The organism is Megasphaera stantonii (assembly GCF_025567065.1).
Taxonomy (GTDB): domain Bacteria; phylum Bacillota; class Negativicutes; order Veillonellales; family Megasphaeraceae; genus Megasphaera; species Megasphaera stantonii.
Genome location: NZ_JAOQKD010000018.1, coordinates 1 through 16,016 on the forward strand (window position 1 = coordinate 1; position 16,016 = coordinate 16,016).

The window sequence follows — 16,016 nt, forward strand, 5'->3', positions numbered from 1 at the left end:
AACTAAATCGCCGTCCCCGAAAATGTTTAGGATACAAAACGCCATACGAAGTACATTACTCTAAAAAGTTGCACTTAGCTTGACAATTCGCCGGAAAATTCTTTGGTGTATATTGAGGTGTTGCGCTTATCTTGACGTCATATTCTTTCCCTAAAGATTTTAACGTTTCGTATCCAGTTCCCAAATTTTCTCCCCATGTTTTTACAGAATCTTTTGATTTATATGGGTTACTCAGTTTGCCATCCTTGACAATCTCCTGTAGGCTTTCTGTAAAAATAATGAGTCCGCCGATACCAAGAGAATAGCTTTTCTTTAATCTTTCAAGCGTATCCTTGCGCGGCTGTGATAGCCCGTCGTCAATTTTTATTGAATCAACCTCCTTTTTGTATGAGTTAAAATTGTTTTTTATATTGTCTAGGTCGAGCCAAACTTCAGGATTGGAACCTTTGTTATCAAAGGTTTCCATCATTTGGTTCATATTTTTCTCGGTTTTATAATTTATTTCGTTAAAGTGAATAATGGCTGCTTTCATGATTTGTTTTTGCTCATCTTCTGTTTTAGCGCAGCCGACTAAAGATAACGCTAATAATAGGGATAGAAACAAATAGAGAATACGTTTAATCATGAGACACCTCTTTCCTGCAATATTCTCTGGCTATTTTTTATTGTTGAATACTGTATTTTTGGGGTTATACAGTTCCGGAGAAGTGATTTTTACTCCGTACTCTTCTCCTAGAGGTTTGATCGTTGCGAATATTGTTTTTAACTTTTCGTCAACTGTAAACGTTGCATCTCTTAATTTGTTAGAAGGTTCGTCAGGAGCCCCATTTTTAATAAACTCTTGCAATCCCCCGGAAACTATTATCAAGTTCTCTAGGCAGGTAGAGTAATTCCCCTTTACTCTTTTTAATGTTTCTTTCCTAGGTTCCGATAATCCATCATCAATTTTTATTGAATCTATTTGATTTTTGTAGTTTTTAAAAGACGTTTTGACATATCCCATATCAGACAAAGCTTTAGGATTTTTATCTTTCGTGTCGTAAACCCTAAACATCATATTAACATTATCTAGCATATTATAGTGTATTTCATGTATGTGGGCTATGGTAGCCTTCATTATTTGTTTCTGTTCGTCTTCGCTTTTAGTACATCCAGCTAATGATAAGATCAATAGTAAAGTCAGAAATAAAGAGAGGGCACGTTTTGCCATAGAGCTTCTCCTTCTACCATATTAAATCATAAATATTATCCATTACATCACCGGGGCGTATGTTTTGCCAGTTTGGGGAATTATAGGTTCGACTAGATATACAAAGACCATCTCTGTATATTGCCGCGTCCATCAGTGTCCATGATTTTGGGTTTCTATTAACGAATATTTGAGAGACCATTGTGTCTCCATTTGGCAAGTCTAACTTAGACCAAATGACGGCGTATTCTGGGGTCTTTTGAACGGAACTATTGTCAATATATATAGATCCTCCGTTTTTTGAGCAGACCCAATACCAATCTGCGGCAAATGATGGCATGGATAAAGACAAAATTACCAATAACAATAGTAATATTTTTTTCATTGTTTTACTCCTGTACTGTTGTACGGTGCCCGTTAATGCAAGTATACGTATATTCTCCTAAAAAATATCCTCTTTCAACCGAGGGCAACGGTCCTCCACATCTAGGGCATCTTTCCAATGCGAATGCACTCGTAATACCTAACATCAATAAAGCCATGAGTACCAAAATAATTTTTTTTATAAAAAATACCCTCCTTTAAATGCATAAAAATTCAAATCATATGCATAATAGGGGGCTGTGTTAAAAGCCACCACACCCTCTATAAGATACCTTCCATATCCAGTTCCTTTGCATACGAACGCAAGTGTTTCTGCCGTTCAATGGAACCGGGGCAATACAGGTTATAAATTGTAACTGGTTTTGTCTGCGAAAGCCTGTGGATTCTGTCCTGAGCTTGTTTGGACACGGCGGGAGACCAAAGATATTCCAAGAATACAGCCGTATCACTACTCGTTAACGTAATCCCAGTGGCAGAAGCTTGTAAAGAGCAAATAATCAAAGGAATTTCCTCGTTCTGAAACCGTCGCACGGCTTCTTCACGCTGGTACATGTTCTGACCGCCGTAGATATTGACTGCCTTATCCTTGTACTTTTTCATCAGCTTGCCCATTAGTTCACGATGATGAACGAATACGACGGGACGTTTACCTTCCAGCATGAGTTTGTCAAGGAAGCTTACGGCGTAGGGGAATTTGAGATTATTCACCTTCCGCTGCTGCATTTCAATGGCTTTGAATGTCTCGGCATAGGGCTGCTGGCATTCTACCATAGGCACGTCCACAATCGTCTTGCGGGGAAGCTTGATTCCACATTCTTTCTTCGTCCTTCTTATCATATACTTTTTCAGGAAATTATGCAACTCCCCTTGATTGGACGAACCAGAGTAGTCCCAGCCGTAGCCATTCCAAGTAGGATCGCAATAGCGTTTGTAAAATTTTTGGTATCCGCCGAGAAGGGGGAGAAGGCCGAGCACATCCAGAAGGGCAGCAATATCGCAAGGGCCAGATACCATAGGGGTACCAGTCAATAAGAATCGTTTCTGCATATAACCAGCACAAACCTTTGCCCAGTAATGCCGTTTAGATTCTGGATTTTTAAGGTAGTGAGCCTCGTCAAAGATGACGGCGGAGAAAACCCCTAATTTACTCCATTTAGCAGCTTCCTTCAATCGTTCATAATTGGTAACGGATACATAGCCTTTCATGAGTTTATCTGTTTCTAAACTGCCTATGCGGCAGACAACGGTAGAAATGCCATTAATTGCTGACGCCATTTTTTCTAAACTGCCTATGCGGCAGACAACGACCACGAACGAGAAGGGATGGAAAAGAGATTTTTCTAAACTGCCTATGCGGCAGACAACTTCAGGTTGCTTATAAAGATATTTTCGGGGAATTTCTAAACTGCCTATGCGGCAGACAACGATTACAGTTATCTGCAAAATGCCATCATAACTTTCTAAACTGCCTATGCGGCAGACAACATTAATGTCGTCAATTTTACCAACAGATTCCTTTTCTAAACTGCCTATGCGGCAGACAACATTCTCCAACTCCTGCTTTTCCGCAATGGAGATTTCTAAACTGCCTATGCGGCAGACAACTACAGCACCTCCTGCTATGATAAAAAATAAAATTTCTAAACTGCCTATGCGGCAGACAACCGCATAGGTGAACAATACGGCGCGGTTAGTCATTTCTAAACTGCCTATGCGGCAGACAACTGTAAGAAACCATACGGCCATACGGCATACTTACTGGCATGGCAGTATGGTTACCTTATTTTACCCTAAATTTTTCGGGATAGCAAAAATCCTCATATTTTCAAGGGTTTTCCTTTGTCTATTTTATTTGGGTTAAAATTCAGGTACTGCAGAATGAGGACTTAATCCATAACTGCCAAAATGATATTTCTCTCCTGGTTCAGCTTTCGTCCGTTTAATGAATAATCGGAATGGATTGCGGTTCGTCATGCTGCACATCTGAATATACGGCAGCTGCGTCGCCCGATTCTTTGATTTCATAATCTGGAGAGCCTGCGCATAGGAAGTATCAGGATGGCGCTGGCTGTACCGTCTTGCTTTTTGGTGGACGGAGCTGTCTGGCTGATATCGGCTGTACACAGCATATCCTTTTATCTTATTGTACGGTATTTTCTTTATCCTCCCAATATCAGCATAATCAGCAAAACGATGCAATACGCCCTTTATATCCAATATTTCCAATAGGTGTTCATCTTCTGCCAAAATCCGCAGCTTAGTCCCTAATGAAGTATCTCCATACTCTGGAAAAGATACGGCAATATTCGTAATTCCCCAGGTATTTTTTAGATCTGCCAAAGCAATATGAACTGCTGTAAATATCTTTCCCCAAAGAAAATTTACAGAAGAGCTTTCATCAGGAAGCAGCGTGATCTCCTGATAGTACTGCATGATATCATTCCTTTCCGCCTTGTCCGAAGACGCCGCCGCGCACTAATACGGCCATAACATAGTGTTCGTCTTCCTCACAGCCTAATGCCTCTCCTACCGAGTATTTGTCAAATAAGGTATAAAAATCCTTCTTACTCGTGCCTGTCCGATAGGCTTTCCCCAAATTCGTAACGGCGCCGTACGGTTCTATTGCAATGGGACGCAGGACGTCGTCGTATTCCGGATACCACGTGTCGATAGTCCTCAAAGCATTGCCTAATTTTTGAGAATGCATAGCCGCTGTATCGTTTACAGCGTATAAAATCTTGCTTTTTTTACCCTTCTTGTCGAGGACTAATTCTTCGCTGGGATATCCTTCTTGTCCACGACCCAACAGCACATTGGCTTCGACTTCAAGGAAAAGATACGGTTTAGTACCGCACAAGGCATCGGCGATGCAGCTTGCCAGAGCTAAGACATTCGTATCTTCATCGTCAAAATCCCGTAGGCTGTAGTCATACGCATTAAACACCCATTGTGCTTCCAGCTCTTTTGCCGTCACAATAATTTCAATTCGCTCTGCGCCGACACGATTTCTCCATAAAAACCGTCCGTTGGCAATATTGAAAGCATATCGTTTCGCTAATTCGGTAAAGCCATAGCGGTCTTTATAGGCTTGGATCATGCTGTTGATTTTCTGATAGTGTTCTTCATTATTGCAGGCCGACGGATGCTGCACCGGCAAAAATTTCAGCGTAAAGCAAAGTTTTAACGTATCGCATTCCATAGATAAGGAAGCGCTGTCTACGGTTTGCAAATTTGCTTTTTCTACTTCTGCATTCAGCTTTGCCGGGTCATTTTTAACGGCGTTCTTCAGCCGATTGGAAATAGTGCCCCGCACCGACTTTTCTGATAAACAAATGGGTGTCTTTTCCTCTTGCCTCACATCCCACCGTGTTTCATACATATATCCGTCAGAAGGAACCATCCGCTTTTCAAAGGCCAATACAGACGCAATAACAGAATCTTTTTTTGCCATAACAAACTCCTCCTTTTACTGCAGCTTCTGATTTCTGCAAATATATAGTCCTTGTTCTTCATCGTATTCATAGTGCCACATCATGTCGTCAATATCATCAAATTGATACGGCATCTTAAATTCGCCCAGCGTAACGATATTTTCGGCAAAGCGATGTGGTTTTGTCATATCCCTCTGATGAGATACCTGCATCAGCGGCGATATCGCCTTAAATCCTACAGAAATGGGAATAACCCAGCCGGGTATCGCTCTTTCGTACGTCCAATCCGTACGACCCGATTCGGCATCCGAATCGGCATGGCAATGGATCTGCAAAAATTTCAGCAACGTATCCAGCCCATCTTCGGAACCAGCGGCTTCCTGCTCCAGTATATCCCGCCGTTCAATCAATACATATCCAGGCATCATCTTGGCAATGAGCGGCTTATATCCATATTCTTTTTCCTCGTCAATATATACAATTTCCGCCTTGCCGGCTTTGAGAACATCTCCGGAAGCAATTTTCATAGTGGGCAGCAGCATAGTGATCGCATGTTCACACCGCTCCTTATATTCCGGCCGAACCCGGCTCGTTTCGATTACCAAGGTTACAGTCACATGAACTCGCGCTTCCGCAATAAACGGCGGCCGTTCGTAGGCTCCACCCTTCTTTTTCAGCGGATTGGCCGTCCCGATAATCGCGTTTCTGTACCCTTTTTGAACCTGTAAATGACAGGAATGGTAGACAACAGCCGTTTTAGAAAATACAATATCTGAAAAAACCGGGTCCCATACCGCTAGGTTCCGCTGCAGAGCATGCACCGCCCCCAGCCATGCCGTCATTGCCGGAAAACCAATGGTATAGGTGCTGCTCATCGCATTGGCGTTGTGAATTTGTACGTCAGGCAATACAATGTAGGTTTTCATCACTCGCATCTCACCGCCTTATCCAGCTCATCTCTGAACTCGTGCTTAAAAAAGCGCATTTCCCCATCCCCTAAGGTGCAGCGTTCTTTCTTCAATATGTATTCATACGTACGTATTACCCATCGTCCAAAATCAGCGCTCAGCTCCTCACGCCACTCATCTTCTTTCCGTTGCAGCGCATATTGCGTATCCAGCCAAATTTTCTGATGCAGCGGCAGAGACGCATAGGCTCCGTCGCCGCTCCACCCTTCTCCCTCACGGCGAAGAGCATAGGCCGCCATCATAGCCTGGGAAATAAGCTGCTCTATATGCGCTCTTACGGCGTCGCGGATTTGCTTATTGTTCCTATCCGCTTTAAACAGTACATGAAGTTCCTTAAATATATACTTATAATTTCTAAATGAAAGGGATTCCCTAAAAAAATTTCTTTTAGGTTTCCGCACTTGCCGGCCAGACAGTACAGGCGGCAGCGAGGGCAGCAAGTACGCCGTCCCTCCGTTGGCGCTGTTTAGATAGCTGATATTCTGGGGTTTCGTCCCGCCGAAAGAAATAGCCGTCAAATCCCAAAGTTCATCATAATCAGCGCCAGCCTCACGGCACTGCTTCCGCTGTTCGTCTAATTGTTTAACCTTTTCTTTCAGTTTCAGTAATACGCTGGAAGACGGCATGACCGTCAGCAAGTGATAGGCATTGGCCCCAATAGGAAAATATACTTGTTTAAGCAGGCCATCAGTCGTATCGGGAAAACTCGGCCGGCTGCATTGCAGGACACGTTCTTTAAAGGTATGATACAATGCCTCGTCTAGGTGCAGAGCTTTAAATTCTTCTTCTACCAAAGAGCTTCCCGTTACTACATGGAAAAACACGGTATGTCCATCTTCCAAAAGATTATCAAACAATAATTTAGCCGTCCCCATATACGCGGCGTTGACAGAAACATCGGTATCATGAGCTGAATTCGACGTAGCGACATATCCTTTACAAGGAGAATCAGACGTATCGCATATGGTTACTTTAGCGTCTGGATGGGAAAACTTTCCGACATGCGTAGCTATCTTGCAGAAGGGAATCTCATCTATCCGTTTTTGCATCCATTCCGTCACTGACAGCTTCTTGCTTTCTGCCTGTTCCTCTATGTACGTCTTGAGCATTCCCATAATCATCACTCCGTTTCCATTATATATTATCCGTGTTTTTTTTTATTTAAATTAATTATACTACAGTTGAAATGAAATAACAATCATTTGAACATGTCTCCATTCCTAAATGGATTACCATGACACGCCTTATACTGGCTAGTCAAATATGATATATATTCCTTACAATAAACATACAACTCTCTAATGGGAAAAACGCTGACGTCCAATAAAACCAGATAAAATGCAATCATATATCCGAAAAAGAAAAAAAGCCAGCCAATTCAGGCTGGCAAACAAAAAAGTTCATGCAAACAACATCGGCATTATGACAGAAAGTATACAGTTCCGGAAACGCCGTTAGTTCACATCCACAAAGCAAATAGCTTGTTGAACTGCCTTTGCGGCAGACACTCATAAATTAAAAAAAACACTTTCTAAACTGCTTATCCAGCAGGCATCTTTATTATACCATGGACATAAAAGATAAAAAATACATAAAACAATGCCGAAGTTGTCAGTGCTGCCGCCGACAAAAGTCATCGTTCATACGTCTCTGCCAGTTTGAAATAGTTTCATGCCTATAACTCTGTTTTCATCTCATCTTTTTGAATATGCCGAATTGGTCGTCATAAAACCATGTTTCATCGCTATCAACGGGCAAAGCAATTTCTCCATATTTGTTAGATAGCGTCTCCAACAGTTCTTCTTCTGAAAGATCATCGTCTTCTGGAATGCGACGACGAAGCGCGCTCTCATATGTACGCGGCAGCCATATTCTTTCGTCCTCATATTCCATGGTGTATTGTTCAATATGCAGCGTATTTCCGCAGTCAATACATTCGCCGTCTTCATACATAGAAAAGTGAATCTTCCCGTCTGTATATACGCCTATGAGCTTCCTATCAGCCTGCCCCTCACGAAACCGGTTGAATGTCTGCGGCAGTGCCGTAAGCCACCAATACTCTTCAATCCAGCCGGACAATCCCTGCGGCCCTGGCTCGGTACTGTTAAAATCTTCCATCGTCATATGTTCCAAGTCGATTAATAGGGAAACGTCTTCTTTATCGGTGCCATTCATGACAGGCTTTCGTATACGCAGTACGGCGTCAATTTTTTTATGAAAGGCTCCTTCATCTATAATATCATGCAGGTCGTGACTGCGGAGATGATACGGCTTGACTTCGTATCCCGGCTTTATAAAGGCCTGCTGTTCTCCTTGCAGAGCCCTCACATTGTACTGCATTACAGCAATATTCGGTTTTATAATGTCCGCATACACCTTGCGATGACGCAGCACGCGCCCGGCCAGCTGAATAAAAGAACGATATGACGACGGCTCTACAACAGCCCAGTCAAAATCATGGTCCCGGCCAATTTCTTCTATAGGCGTTGCGACGACGATAAACAAGACGTTATCTTCCTCAATACTATCTAAATGGCGGCGAATCACCGGGTCTTGTATATCTACAGGAACAGAGCTGTCATACTTTCGTTTCAAGACGACATCTAAATATTTTTCCTGCTCATGGCGCATAATCAGAAGCTGCCGGCTATGATAGGTCATAATCCGAATAGCATACCCTTTCGGCAGCATGCATTCGCTGCTCAACAAATACAGGCTGCACGCCACGCAGGGGCTGGTATTAGCCAAGCGGATAAGGCCAAAGGATACGCGTTTTTTCGTCCTTTTATCAATAATGTAATTATCATCATGCAGGGCAATTGCCGCTTTCTTGGCAGCCTCAAAAAATTGGGTAATCCGGCTTCCCCCTTCTGGAGCATTCGGAATATCGACGATTATGCCTTTTCGTTTGATGAGCTGCTTTTCCAAATGCTGTACCCGTTTATCGACAAAAGCGCCATGCATGGCTTCATAGGCCTGAAAGTCGCCCATAGCAATCCGGCCTGTTACGGTCTTAAACTCATCGCACAAGACGACGCCGCACTGCTTTGCTTCGGTAAAAAACTGATTATAGCAGGCTAAGCCGCGCATATAGGCCCTGAACATGCCTTGGGCCAAATCAGGCGGTATCGTCGCCGAAGATATGGCTACGCTCCGTCCCATCATTCCGGCCAAATGAACTAATCGCGAAATGGCGATCAAATCTTTTTTATCAAAATCATCAATTTCATCGATGACCAAGTCGGACGACATGAGGCGCAGCAGCGGAAGCATATATTTTCCGCCGCGTACGGTCTCTGTCGCAGCCATCATATAATCTATCGTCGCAGTCAAGACGGGCTTATACAAAAAGGCCTTATACTTTTGCGGGTTATGCTGGAAAAATATGTCTAAAAACGCCGTCTGTTCTGCACTGCATGTATCTTCATAGTCCAGGTCTTCCTGTAGTAGAACTTCCGCATCTCCTACAGACGACATATCATCTTCAGCCAGGTTATCTTGTTCATGGAGCGACTGGATGACGCTGGAGCCAATCATGACGGCTAATTCGCTTTTATCCAGCCCGATGCGCGTCCTATACTCGTCTCCCGTCTGCAGCGTAAGAGTCCGCAATCCAAGGGCCAAGACATAACGAAGGGATTTCCCGTCTTCTGATACAGCGTTCATGAGCTTGGCATTGGCAATCGTTTTCCCGCATCCCGTACTCGCCATATTGACGATAAAATAGGCCATCTTTCCTCGTTCTCTCTGCCGGAATTGCTTGATTTTTTCAACAGCTCCATCTTGCCAGCGGAAAGGCCTGGGACTTTGCTTCTTCAGAAAGGCAATATCTTCTGCCTTTTCCATCTGGGCAGCAAAGTTCGGCAATTGATGCGCTATCTGCAAGGCCTGTTCCATAACAGAAACGACGTGCTCTTCCAAGGATTGTTTTAATCCTTTATTGCGATCCGTATTGGCCCATAACTCAACAGAGCTCCACGAATGCTTCTTTTTATACGTTGCTTTTCCTGCACCTTCACGAGGCAGTGAAGAAATGTAATGGTCAGACAGCATCAGGCACAATCGGGCATAGGTGACTATGCTGCGAAAGGCCAGATTTCCTTCCCGAATCAGAGTACACAAAACTCTTTCTTCGCGAAGCGTCTTGGCAGCCCATTTTTTCAAAGCTTTTTGCCAAAGGAGCCCGTCATCCCACAACAATCCTTGCCGAAAGGAAAAACACTGTGTTTCTCTTTTCCGTTCTTCTTCATTACTCTGCTGCCTGCTGTATCCCCAGGAAGCACGTATGCGCTCTATCATTTGCTGAAAGGAATACACGCCGTCGCCTTGGTACCCAGTTCTGTCATTCTTGTCATCTACATACGGCAGCCGGTGATGAGATAGGATAATCCACGCCAGCATACTGGCAATAGGCGGCATAGAGCCTAACGTCCCCATATTCTCGCCTGCCAGCTTAGCCAAGGTTTTCGTGTTAATTGTCCCTTCTGCCAAGGCCGTCAGCCATTTCTTATCGTTATCATATGCGTCCGTATACCGCACTAAGGCTTCCAGCAGCTTGCAGGATACCCACTCATGGCGAAAGGGATCGGCTTCCAGTTTTCCCTTTCCAGCGTTTTTTAACTTATTCTGGAACAAATCCGACGCCTTGCCCCAGTCGTGAAGCAGCGCTGCTAAGGCGGCAATCGCTTTGATCAGGGACAAATACTGCCACTCGTTTTCCCATTCACGGTGCGCGATATTCTTTGCCGTATAATGCACCGGTACGATTCCGTCTTCGTTAAACTTGCTGCGCTTTCCTACGATCCACACCAGCTCGCTTCGGCTGCGCGAACGAATCCAATGACACGAAACGGCCGTGCTCTTCGTCGCGCTGCGCCGCAGCAGCGTCCTAACCGTCGCAAGCCCATCCTCCGTAATGACCGTCTTCCAAGTATCCGTACCGATTCGCAGGGCAAAGCTGTCCAAAACCCTTCTGACAACGGGAATGGACTTTCCTTCGCTTTTACTGACAAAAATGACCATCATACGGCATCACATCCGATGCGGGCAAACATAGCGCTGCATTCCTTAACCTTGGAAAACGTGAAATCCAGCGCTTTGTGCTCTGTAAACTTCTGCAGGCAAACCTGCCTGAATTCCTGATCAGTCGTATTCCTTTCAGCGCAAATAAAGGCCCAAGGCAGGACAATGGCGTCCTTTATCAAATCGGCCACATCAAAAACCAGAGCGCCGCGCCGCGTTTTTCCATGCATGACAGCAAACCCATGAGGAATCCCCAATACCCATAAGGTACAGGCCGCCAGCCCATAGGCCAGATAATTGCCATGATTGAAAAAGACATTTGCTTTGTCATCGCCTTGCTGCCGTCTCGTAAATTCTCCCCAGTCCGATTGATTGGCCGCATACTTGTAAAGATTTTTCGTAAAAGCAGCTTCTTTCGTAAGCAGTTCCGTCACGTTTCTCGCCTTGGGAATCTCTTTTTCATAAGTCTTTAACGCTTGTTTTATTTCCAAATCGTCACAATCAAACAGTTCATCCTGCAGTTCCCTGTCCTTACCCCAGACAGTACGTAAAAACTGGCACCGTTCCTGTTGAAACGCCTTAGCCGCCTCCAAGCGCTTCGCCTCGTCAAACCAAAAGGACAGCCATCCCTGCACATATACGGTCGGCCTGTATTCGCTCTGCGGATTCAGCCATTCTATTTCCGAACCGGCAAACAAAGGCGTACTGCCTCCTCCGCAGAACCCAACCAGAACGCCGGCACTGGCCAATAACCGCATAGCCGCCTGCGTAATAGACGTACCTGTTCCCAATAAAATTACCGTCGTATTGGCAATCGGAATGTTCCAGTACAAATTTTCCTTTTCCGTCTCTGTCAAATACACAATACGGCCGTTCTTCTGCATGACACGGCATTTTTCTAAGTAGAAAATATTAGCTCGCTTGGAATGAAGAATCGGTTTTAAATCGGAAGATGTTAGGTTCTGTTTCATAGGGCATCTCATCCTTTGTAAAGATATTCTTTAGGGTAATGCTTTTGCTATTTTCATTTATTAGTACTGTTATCCGTCAAGGAGCCCTTCAATTGCTATCCTAATGGGGCTTCTTTGAATATTTCAATCCGCACTCTCGCACGAGAAGTGACCCCAGATGTGGAATATGGTGACCGACCGCAACGACATTTCAATCCGCACTCTCGCACGAGAAGTGACTGCTACATATAGTATACTACAAAAACAACCTCAGCAAATATAGGCATTAATAACTGTATTTAGTAATTTATACCGTTTTTTCGCATCACCAAACAGCATCATTCCATATATGTCAGTGCGGAACCAAAGGAAAAATGCCGCATACTTCTGGTTCGCACAAGCGGCCTTATGATATTTTCCCCTATCCGTATGGTTTTCTTTAGTATACCAGATGAAGTCTCTACCGTTCATCTCATCATGAGCAACATTGTCCCACATCTCGCTAAACCAGACATTTTTTATACTCCCACACCTTTCTGCGTCTCGGCAAAACAAATTTGACATTTTGTCCTTTCCGTGCTATAGTTCAAATTAAACACCTGTATTGTACAGTATAGAGGAGGTATATTTCATGAAAGTTGTGTTATTAAACGGCAGCCGCCGTGAAGCGGGCTGCACGTATACAGCCTTATCCGTCGTTGCTGATGTCCTGAAGGAAAACGGCGTCGACGCAGAAATTATTCATGCCGTACCGACAGATGATGTCGTCAAAGCCGTTGCTGAAAAAGTCAAGGAAGCCGACGGATTAGTCGTCGGTTCGCCCGTGTATTGGGCTTCTCCGTCGGGCGAAATTATTTCCTTTATGGATAAGCTGGCCGGCGCAGCTGGTTCTGCTCTGATCCACAAACCGGCTGCCGCTGTCGCATCGGCTCGCCGCGCCGGCACGACAGCTACGCTGGACGTACTGAATAAGTACTTCGCCTATCATCAGATGCCCATCGTTTCGTCCAACTACTGGAACGTCGTTCACGGCAATACGCCTGACGAAGTAAAGCAGGACGCCGAAGGCATGCAGATCATGCGCGTTTTAGGCCGCAACATGGCTTGGCTCCTCAAATGCATTGAAGCCGGCAAAACAGCTGGCATTACAGCTCCTGAAACAGAAGCTAAGGTCATGACCAATTTCATTCGGTAAATTGCCCGCAAAAAAGACTGGCTTGCGCCACGCAGGTCAGTCTTTTATCGTATAATCAACAGGGTCCTTTCGTCTTCTCTTACCCATTGACAGGCCTATGCATCATGCCGTACCATGAACATATATGCTTCGTTTTTTCATACCGCATCAAAGGAGGATGTATCATGGGATTTTTTAGTGAAATGATGGGCAATGCGTCGGAAATAGATATTGATGAAATCCGCGAGGACTACGCCAAGTTTCTGGCGTCAGGCGAGCGCATTGAGCACGCCTACCGGCTGATTCGCGATTTGTTCATCTTTACGGATAAGCGGCTCATTCTTGTCGACGTGCAGGGATTGACCGGAAAAAAGACGGAATACCTCTCGATTCCCTATAAGAGTATTACTCACTTTAGTATCGAGACAGCCGGCCACTTCGATTTAGACGCCGAGCTGAAAATCTGGATTTCCGGCATGGGCACGGAGCCGTTGTGCAAGCGGTTCAACAAGAGCCTGAACATCTATGCGCTGCAACAACTGCTGGCGCAATACATTTTAATCTGATACGTGCAAAGAGGCCTGATCGCAGCAGGCCTCTGTTTCCTATGGGCGCATTTCAGCAATTTCCCGTATACACATGGGACAAATACGTTCCGGCAATATCCCTCAGGCGATATACGGTTTCTACCTTCGTCGGCCCCCGGTCGGTCATGCGGTACTGCGGGAAAAAGCGGGTAACGTGAAGGGGAATAGCCGCGTCCAGCGACGCAATCCACTTCGCTTCGGCTTCCATTTCGTCTTCGCCGTCGTTTTCACCGGGAACGATCAGCGTCGTCAGCTCAACGTGGCAGTCCCGGGCCGCTCTGGCGATAAACGCCTTGACCGTTTCCAGATTTCCGCCCAGCTTCTGGTAATACGCGTCGGTAAATCCCTTCAAGTCGATGTTCATAGCGTCTATATAGGGCAGCAGCTCTTCCAGTATGAGCAGTTCGGCAAAACCATTAGTCACCATGACGTTCTTCATGCCCCGCTCATGAACCAGCCGCGCCGTGTCGCGGACAAATTCATAGCCTACGAGAGGCTCGTTGTACGTAAAGGCGATACCCATATTTCCGTGGCTTCGGTACGCCTCGGCCAAGGCCGCCAGCTGTACCGGCGTAATCTCCCGCCAGGGAACGTCGGCCTGGCCGGCCATGGAGATTTCGTGGTTTTGGCAAAACGGGCAGGATAAATTGCAGCCGAAGGTGCCGACGGAAAGGATCATGCTGCCGGGATAAAACCGGCGCAAGGGCTTCTTCTCGACGGGGTCCAGCATGAGAGACGTAATCTTGCCGCAGTTGACGCTGACAATGCGGCCTTGTTCCCTCTTCCGGGCCCGGCAGCGGCCGTACTGGCCTTCGGCCAACGTGCAGTGATGGGGACAGACGGGACAGTGAAGCAGGCCTTCTCCCCGCGCTCTTTGGGACAGCGTAGTGTTCGTCATCAATAGTGTCTCACCACCTCAAACCGTTCCAGCTGTACGTCCTCGTCGGCGGAGATGCCGGCTTTGCGCTTGGCAATGGCCACCTGTGCCTGTACCGTATCAACGCCCTCCAGATTGGGCAGGAGCAGCCCTCTCCGGCTGCCTTTGGTCACGATGACGCCGTACCGCCGTACGTCCAGTTCTTCTTCTGATGCGATGAGTTCAGCTGGGCTAAGCACGTCGACGCTGTATTCCAGCCGCTCTAATTCATCTTCCCTTACAGCATGAAACCGCGGGTCCTTCGTCGACGCGCTGACGGCATTTTCGATGATTTCCTCAGCGATGCTGTTTCGTACCGGCCCAATCGTACCGATACAGCCCCGCAGAGCCCCTTCTTCTTTTAGGGAAACGAATACGCCAGCCCGGTTGGCATACATTTCATCGGGAAGTCCGTCGGGCACGCTGATTTTTTTGCCCGTCCGGATGTACGTTTCTATGGTCTGCCGGGCCAAGCGCACGTACGCGTCTTCCGACTCTTTCCTCCGGGCAGCCTGAGCGCAGACTCGCTCTTCATACTGGCGCAGGAAATCGCGCTGCGGCGCAGCCCCTTCCGTTTCGTATACGCAGACGCCGTAGCCCACGCCGAAAGGCCCTTCATAGGACAACGTTTCGGCTTTGACGGCCAGACAATCTAAGGCGCCAGCCATGATGACGAAGGAACGCTGACCGCATTCCGCCGCCTTGGCGCAAAACTCCTCAGACAAATCGAAAAGACGGCCAAAGTCACCCCTTCCCATGATATCCATGATTTTCTCGTCGTATACGGGCCCTTCTGCCTGAAAGCCGTACGGGCCGTCGTCTTTGAGCTTATGGGACAAATCGCCGCTGGCTATGACGGCGACGCGCCGCCCCAATAGCTCCGCCGTCTTTTGAATGCACTGGCCCAGCTTATAATGCTGGGAGAAAGGCAGGCCTGACAGGCCGATGCGCACCGTTTGGTACCCTTCGTAATACTGATTCAGAAACCAAAGGGGAATCATCGTCCCGTGATCCAGACTGCTGTCCCGTTCGCCCAGGGTACCGGCCGAAACACCGCAGCCCGCCGCCTTGCGGGACAGCATATCGACGAATTCTGTATCATACTGCACCTTGATTTCTACTTGGGGAGCCCGGAAGGCCCCGAAATTCCCCTGCGCCCCGCGGCCCGGAGAAATATGAAAATAATCGGCATACATGACCGAATGAGGCGACAGGACGACGACTGTATCGGGCTTCCACGATGCCAGCCTCTTGGCCGCTTCATGATATGCCTGTATCGTCGCCTGAATCCCCCGTTCCTGTCCTCGCCCGACCTCTGGAATAATGAGGGGCGGATGGGGAACCATGATTGCACCTAACATTGCCATACTACATCCCTCCCTGCAACATTCTTGC

The 16,016-nt window shown here is 46.4% G+C and carries 13 protein-coding genes and 1 CRISPR repeat array; of the genes, 2 read left to right on the forward strand and 11 right to left on the reverse strand.

Going from position 1 to position 16,016, the window contains the following annotated elements; genetic code table 11:
* Positions 1-55: 55 nt before the first annotated feature.
* The 9 genes from OCV58_RS09185 to cas1f form a co-directional block, all read right to left on the reverse strand.
* Positions 56-625: a hypothetical protein gene (locus tag OCV58_RS09185; RefSeq protein WP_154877661.1), complete on the reverse strand. Its 570-nt coding sequence runs from the start codon at positions 623-625 to the stop codon at positions 56-58.
* Positions 626-655: 30 nt separating this feature from the next.
* Entirely contained in the window at positions 656-1,210 is a 555-nt protein-coding gene (locus OCV58_RS09190; protein ID WP_154877662.1) for a hypothetical protein, read from the reverse strand.
* A gap of 624 nt (positions 1,211-1,834) precedes the next feature.
* Entirely contained in the window at positions 1,835-2,779 is a 945-nt protein-coding gene (locus OCV58_RS09195; protein WP_154877663.1) for an SNF2-related protein, read from the reverse strand.
* Between the two features lie 11 nt (positions 2,780-2,790).
* A CRISPR array of direct repeats spans positions 2,791-3,298; the repeat unit is 28 nt; unit sequence TTTCTAAACTGCCTATGCGGCAGACAAC.
* A 132-nt stretch (positions 3,299-3,430) separates the two neighbouring features.
* Positions 3,431-4,006: a type I-F CRISPR-associated endoribonuclease Cas6/Csy4 gene (cas6f, locus tag OCV58_RS09200; RefSeq protein WP_154877664.1), complete on the reverse strand. Its 576-nt coding sequence runs from the start codon at positions 4,004-4,006 to the stop codon at positions 3,431-3,433.
* 4 nt (positions 4,007-4,010) lie between these two features.
* Complete coding sequence (gene csy3, locus OCV58_RS09205) at positions 4,011-5,024, reverse strand: type I-F CRISPR-associated protein Csy3 (protein ID WP_154877665.1); 1,014 nt, start codon at positions 5,022-5,024, stop codon at positions 4,011-4,013.
* A 15-nt stretch (positions 5,025-5,039) separates the two neighbouring features.
* Positions 5,040-5,930, reverse strand: coding sequence for a type I-F CRISPR-associated protein Csy2 (gene csy2, locus OCV58_RS09210; protein WP_154877666.1), 891 nt, complete (start codon positions 5,928-5,930; stop codon positions 5,040-5,042).
* Positions 5,930-7,087, reverse strand: a complete 1,158-nt coding sequence (locus OCV58_RS09215; protein WP_158099981.1) for a type I-F CRISPR-associated protein Csy1 — start codon at positions 7,085-7,087, stop codon at positions 5,930-5,932. Before OCV58_RS09215 ends, csy2 begins: the two co-directional genes overlap by 1 nt.
* Before the next feature lie 574 nt (positions 7,088-7,661).
* On the reverse strand, positions 7,662-10,997 hold the full coding sequence (gene cas3f, locus OCV58_RS09220; RefSeq protein WP_154877667.1) for a type I-F CRISPR-associated helicase Cas3f: 3,336 nt from the start codon (positions 10,995-10,997) through the stop codon (positions 7,662-7,664).
* Positions 10,994-11,965 (reverse strand): type I-F CRISPR-associated endonuclease Cas1f, encoded by a 972-nt coding sequence (gene cas1f / locus OCV58_RS09225; RefSeq protein WP_154877668.1) that lies wholly within the window; start codon positions 11,963-11,965, stop codon positions 10,994-10,996. The genes cas3f and cas1f overlap by 4 nt, the downstream gene beginning before the upstream one ends.
* A 610-nt stretch (positions 11,966-12,575) precedes the next feature.
* Between cas1f and OCV58_RS09230 the strand changes: the two genes are divergently transcribed.
* Both OCV58_RS09230 and OCV58_RS09235 read left to right on the forward strand, forming a co-directional pair.
* Positions 12,576-13,139, forward strand: coding sequence for a flavodoxin family protein (locus OCV58_RS09230; RefSeq protein WP_095628916.1), 564 nt, complete (start codon positions 12,576-12,578; stop codon positions 13,137-13,139).
* 164 nt (positions 13,140-13,303) lie between these two features.
* Positions 13,304-13,684 carry a PH domain-containing protein gene (locus OCV58_RS09235; RefSeq protein WP_095628917.1) on the forward strand — a complete coding sequence of 127 codons (381 nt, stop codon included), beginning with the start codon at positions 13,304-13,306 and terminating at the stop codon, positions 13,682-13,684.
* 52 nt (positions 13,685-13,736) lie between these two features.
* Here the strand turns inward: OCV58_RS09235 and amrS are convergent, their stop codons facing one another.
* A complete protein-coding gene (gene amrS / locus OCV58_RS09240; RefSeq protein ID WP_154877691.1) occupies positions 13,737-14,603 on the reverse strand; it encodes an AmmeMemoRadiSam system radical SAM enzyme in 867 nt (288 codons plus the stop codon).
* A complete protein-coding gene (gene amrA / locus OCV58_RS09245) occupies positions 14,603-15,988 on the reverse strand; it encodes an AmmeMemoRadiSam system protein A (protein WP_154877669.1) in 1,386 nt (461 codons plus the stop codon). The genes amrS and amrA overlap by 1 nt, the downstream gene beginning before the upstream one ends.
* Positions 15,989-16,016: the final 28 nt, after the last annotated feature.

Bases quoted from the DNA above. Each gene is read 5' to 3' on its own strand.
- OCV58_RS09185 (WP_154877661.1), bottom strand. From the start codon at position 625: ATGATTAAACGTATTCTCTATTTGTTTCTATCCCTATTATTAGCGTTA.
- cas3f (WP_154877667.1), bottom strand. From the start codon at position 10,997: ATGATGGTCATTTTTGTCAGTAAAAGCGAAGGAAAGTCCATTCCCGTT.
- csy2 (WP_154877666.1), bottom strand. From the start codon at position 5,930: ATGAAAACCTACATTGTATTGCCTGACGTACAAATTCACAACGCCAAT.
- cas6f (WP_154877664.1), bottom strand. From the start codon at position 4,006: ATGCAGTACTATCAGGAGATCACGCTGCTTCCTGATGAAAGCTCTTCT.
- OCV58_RS09215 (WP_158099981.1), bottom strand. From the start codon at position 7,087: ATGGGAATGCTCAAGACGTACATAGAGGAACAGGCAGAAAGCAAGAAG.
- amrA (WP_154877669.1), bottom strand. From the start codon at position 15,988: ATGGCAATGTTAGGTGCAATCATGGTTCCCCATCCGCCCCTCATTATT.
- cas1f (WP_154877668.1), bottom strand. From the start codon at position 11,965: ATGAAACAGAACCTAACATCTTCCGATTTAAAACCGATTCTTCATTCC.
- OCV58_RS09235 (WP_095628917.1), top strand. From the start codon at position 13,304: ATGGGATTTTTTAGTGAAATGATGGGCAATGCGTCGGAAATAGATATT.
- OCV58_RS09230 (WP_095628916.1), top strand. From the start codon at position 12,576: ATGAAAGTTGTGTTATTAAACGGCAGCCGCCGTGAAGCGGGCTGCACG.
- csy3 (WP_154877665.1), bottom strand. From the start codon at position 5,024: ATGGCAAAAAAAGATTCTGTTATTGCGTCTGTATTGGCCTTTGAAAAG.
- OCV58_RS09195 (WP_154877663.1), bottom strand. From the start codon at position 2,779: ATGAAAGGCTATGTATCCGTTACCAATTATGAACGATTGAAGGAAGCT.
- OCV58_RS09190 (WP_154877662.1), bottom strand. From the start codon at position 1,210: ATGGCAAAACGTGCCCTCTCTTTATTTCTGACTTTACTATTGATCTTA.
- amrS (WP_154877691.1), bottom strand. From the start codon at position 14,603: ATGACGAACACTACGCTGTCCCAAAGAGCGCGGGGAGAAGGCCTGCTT.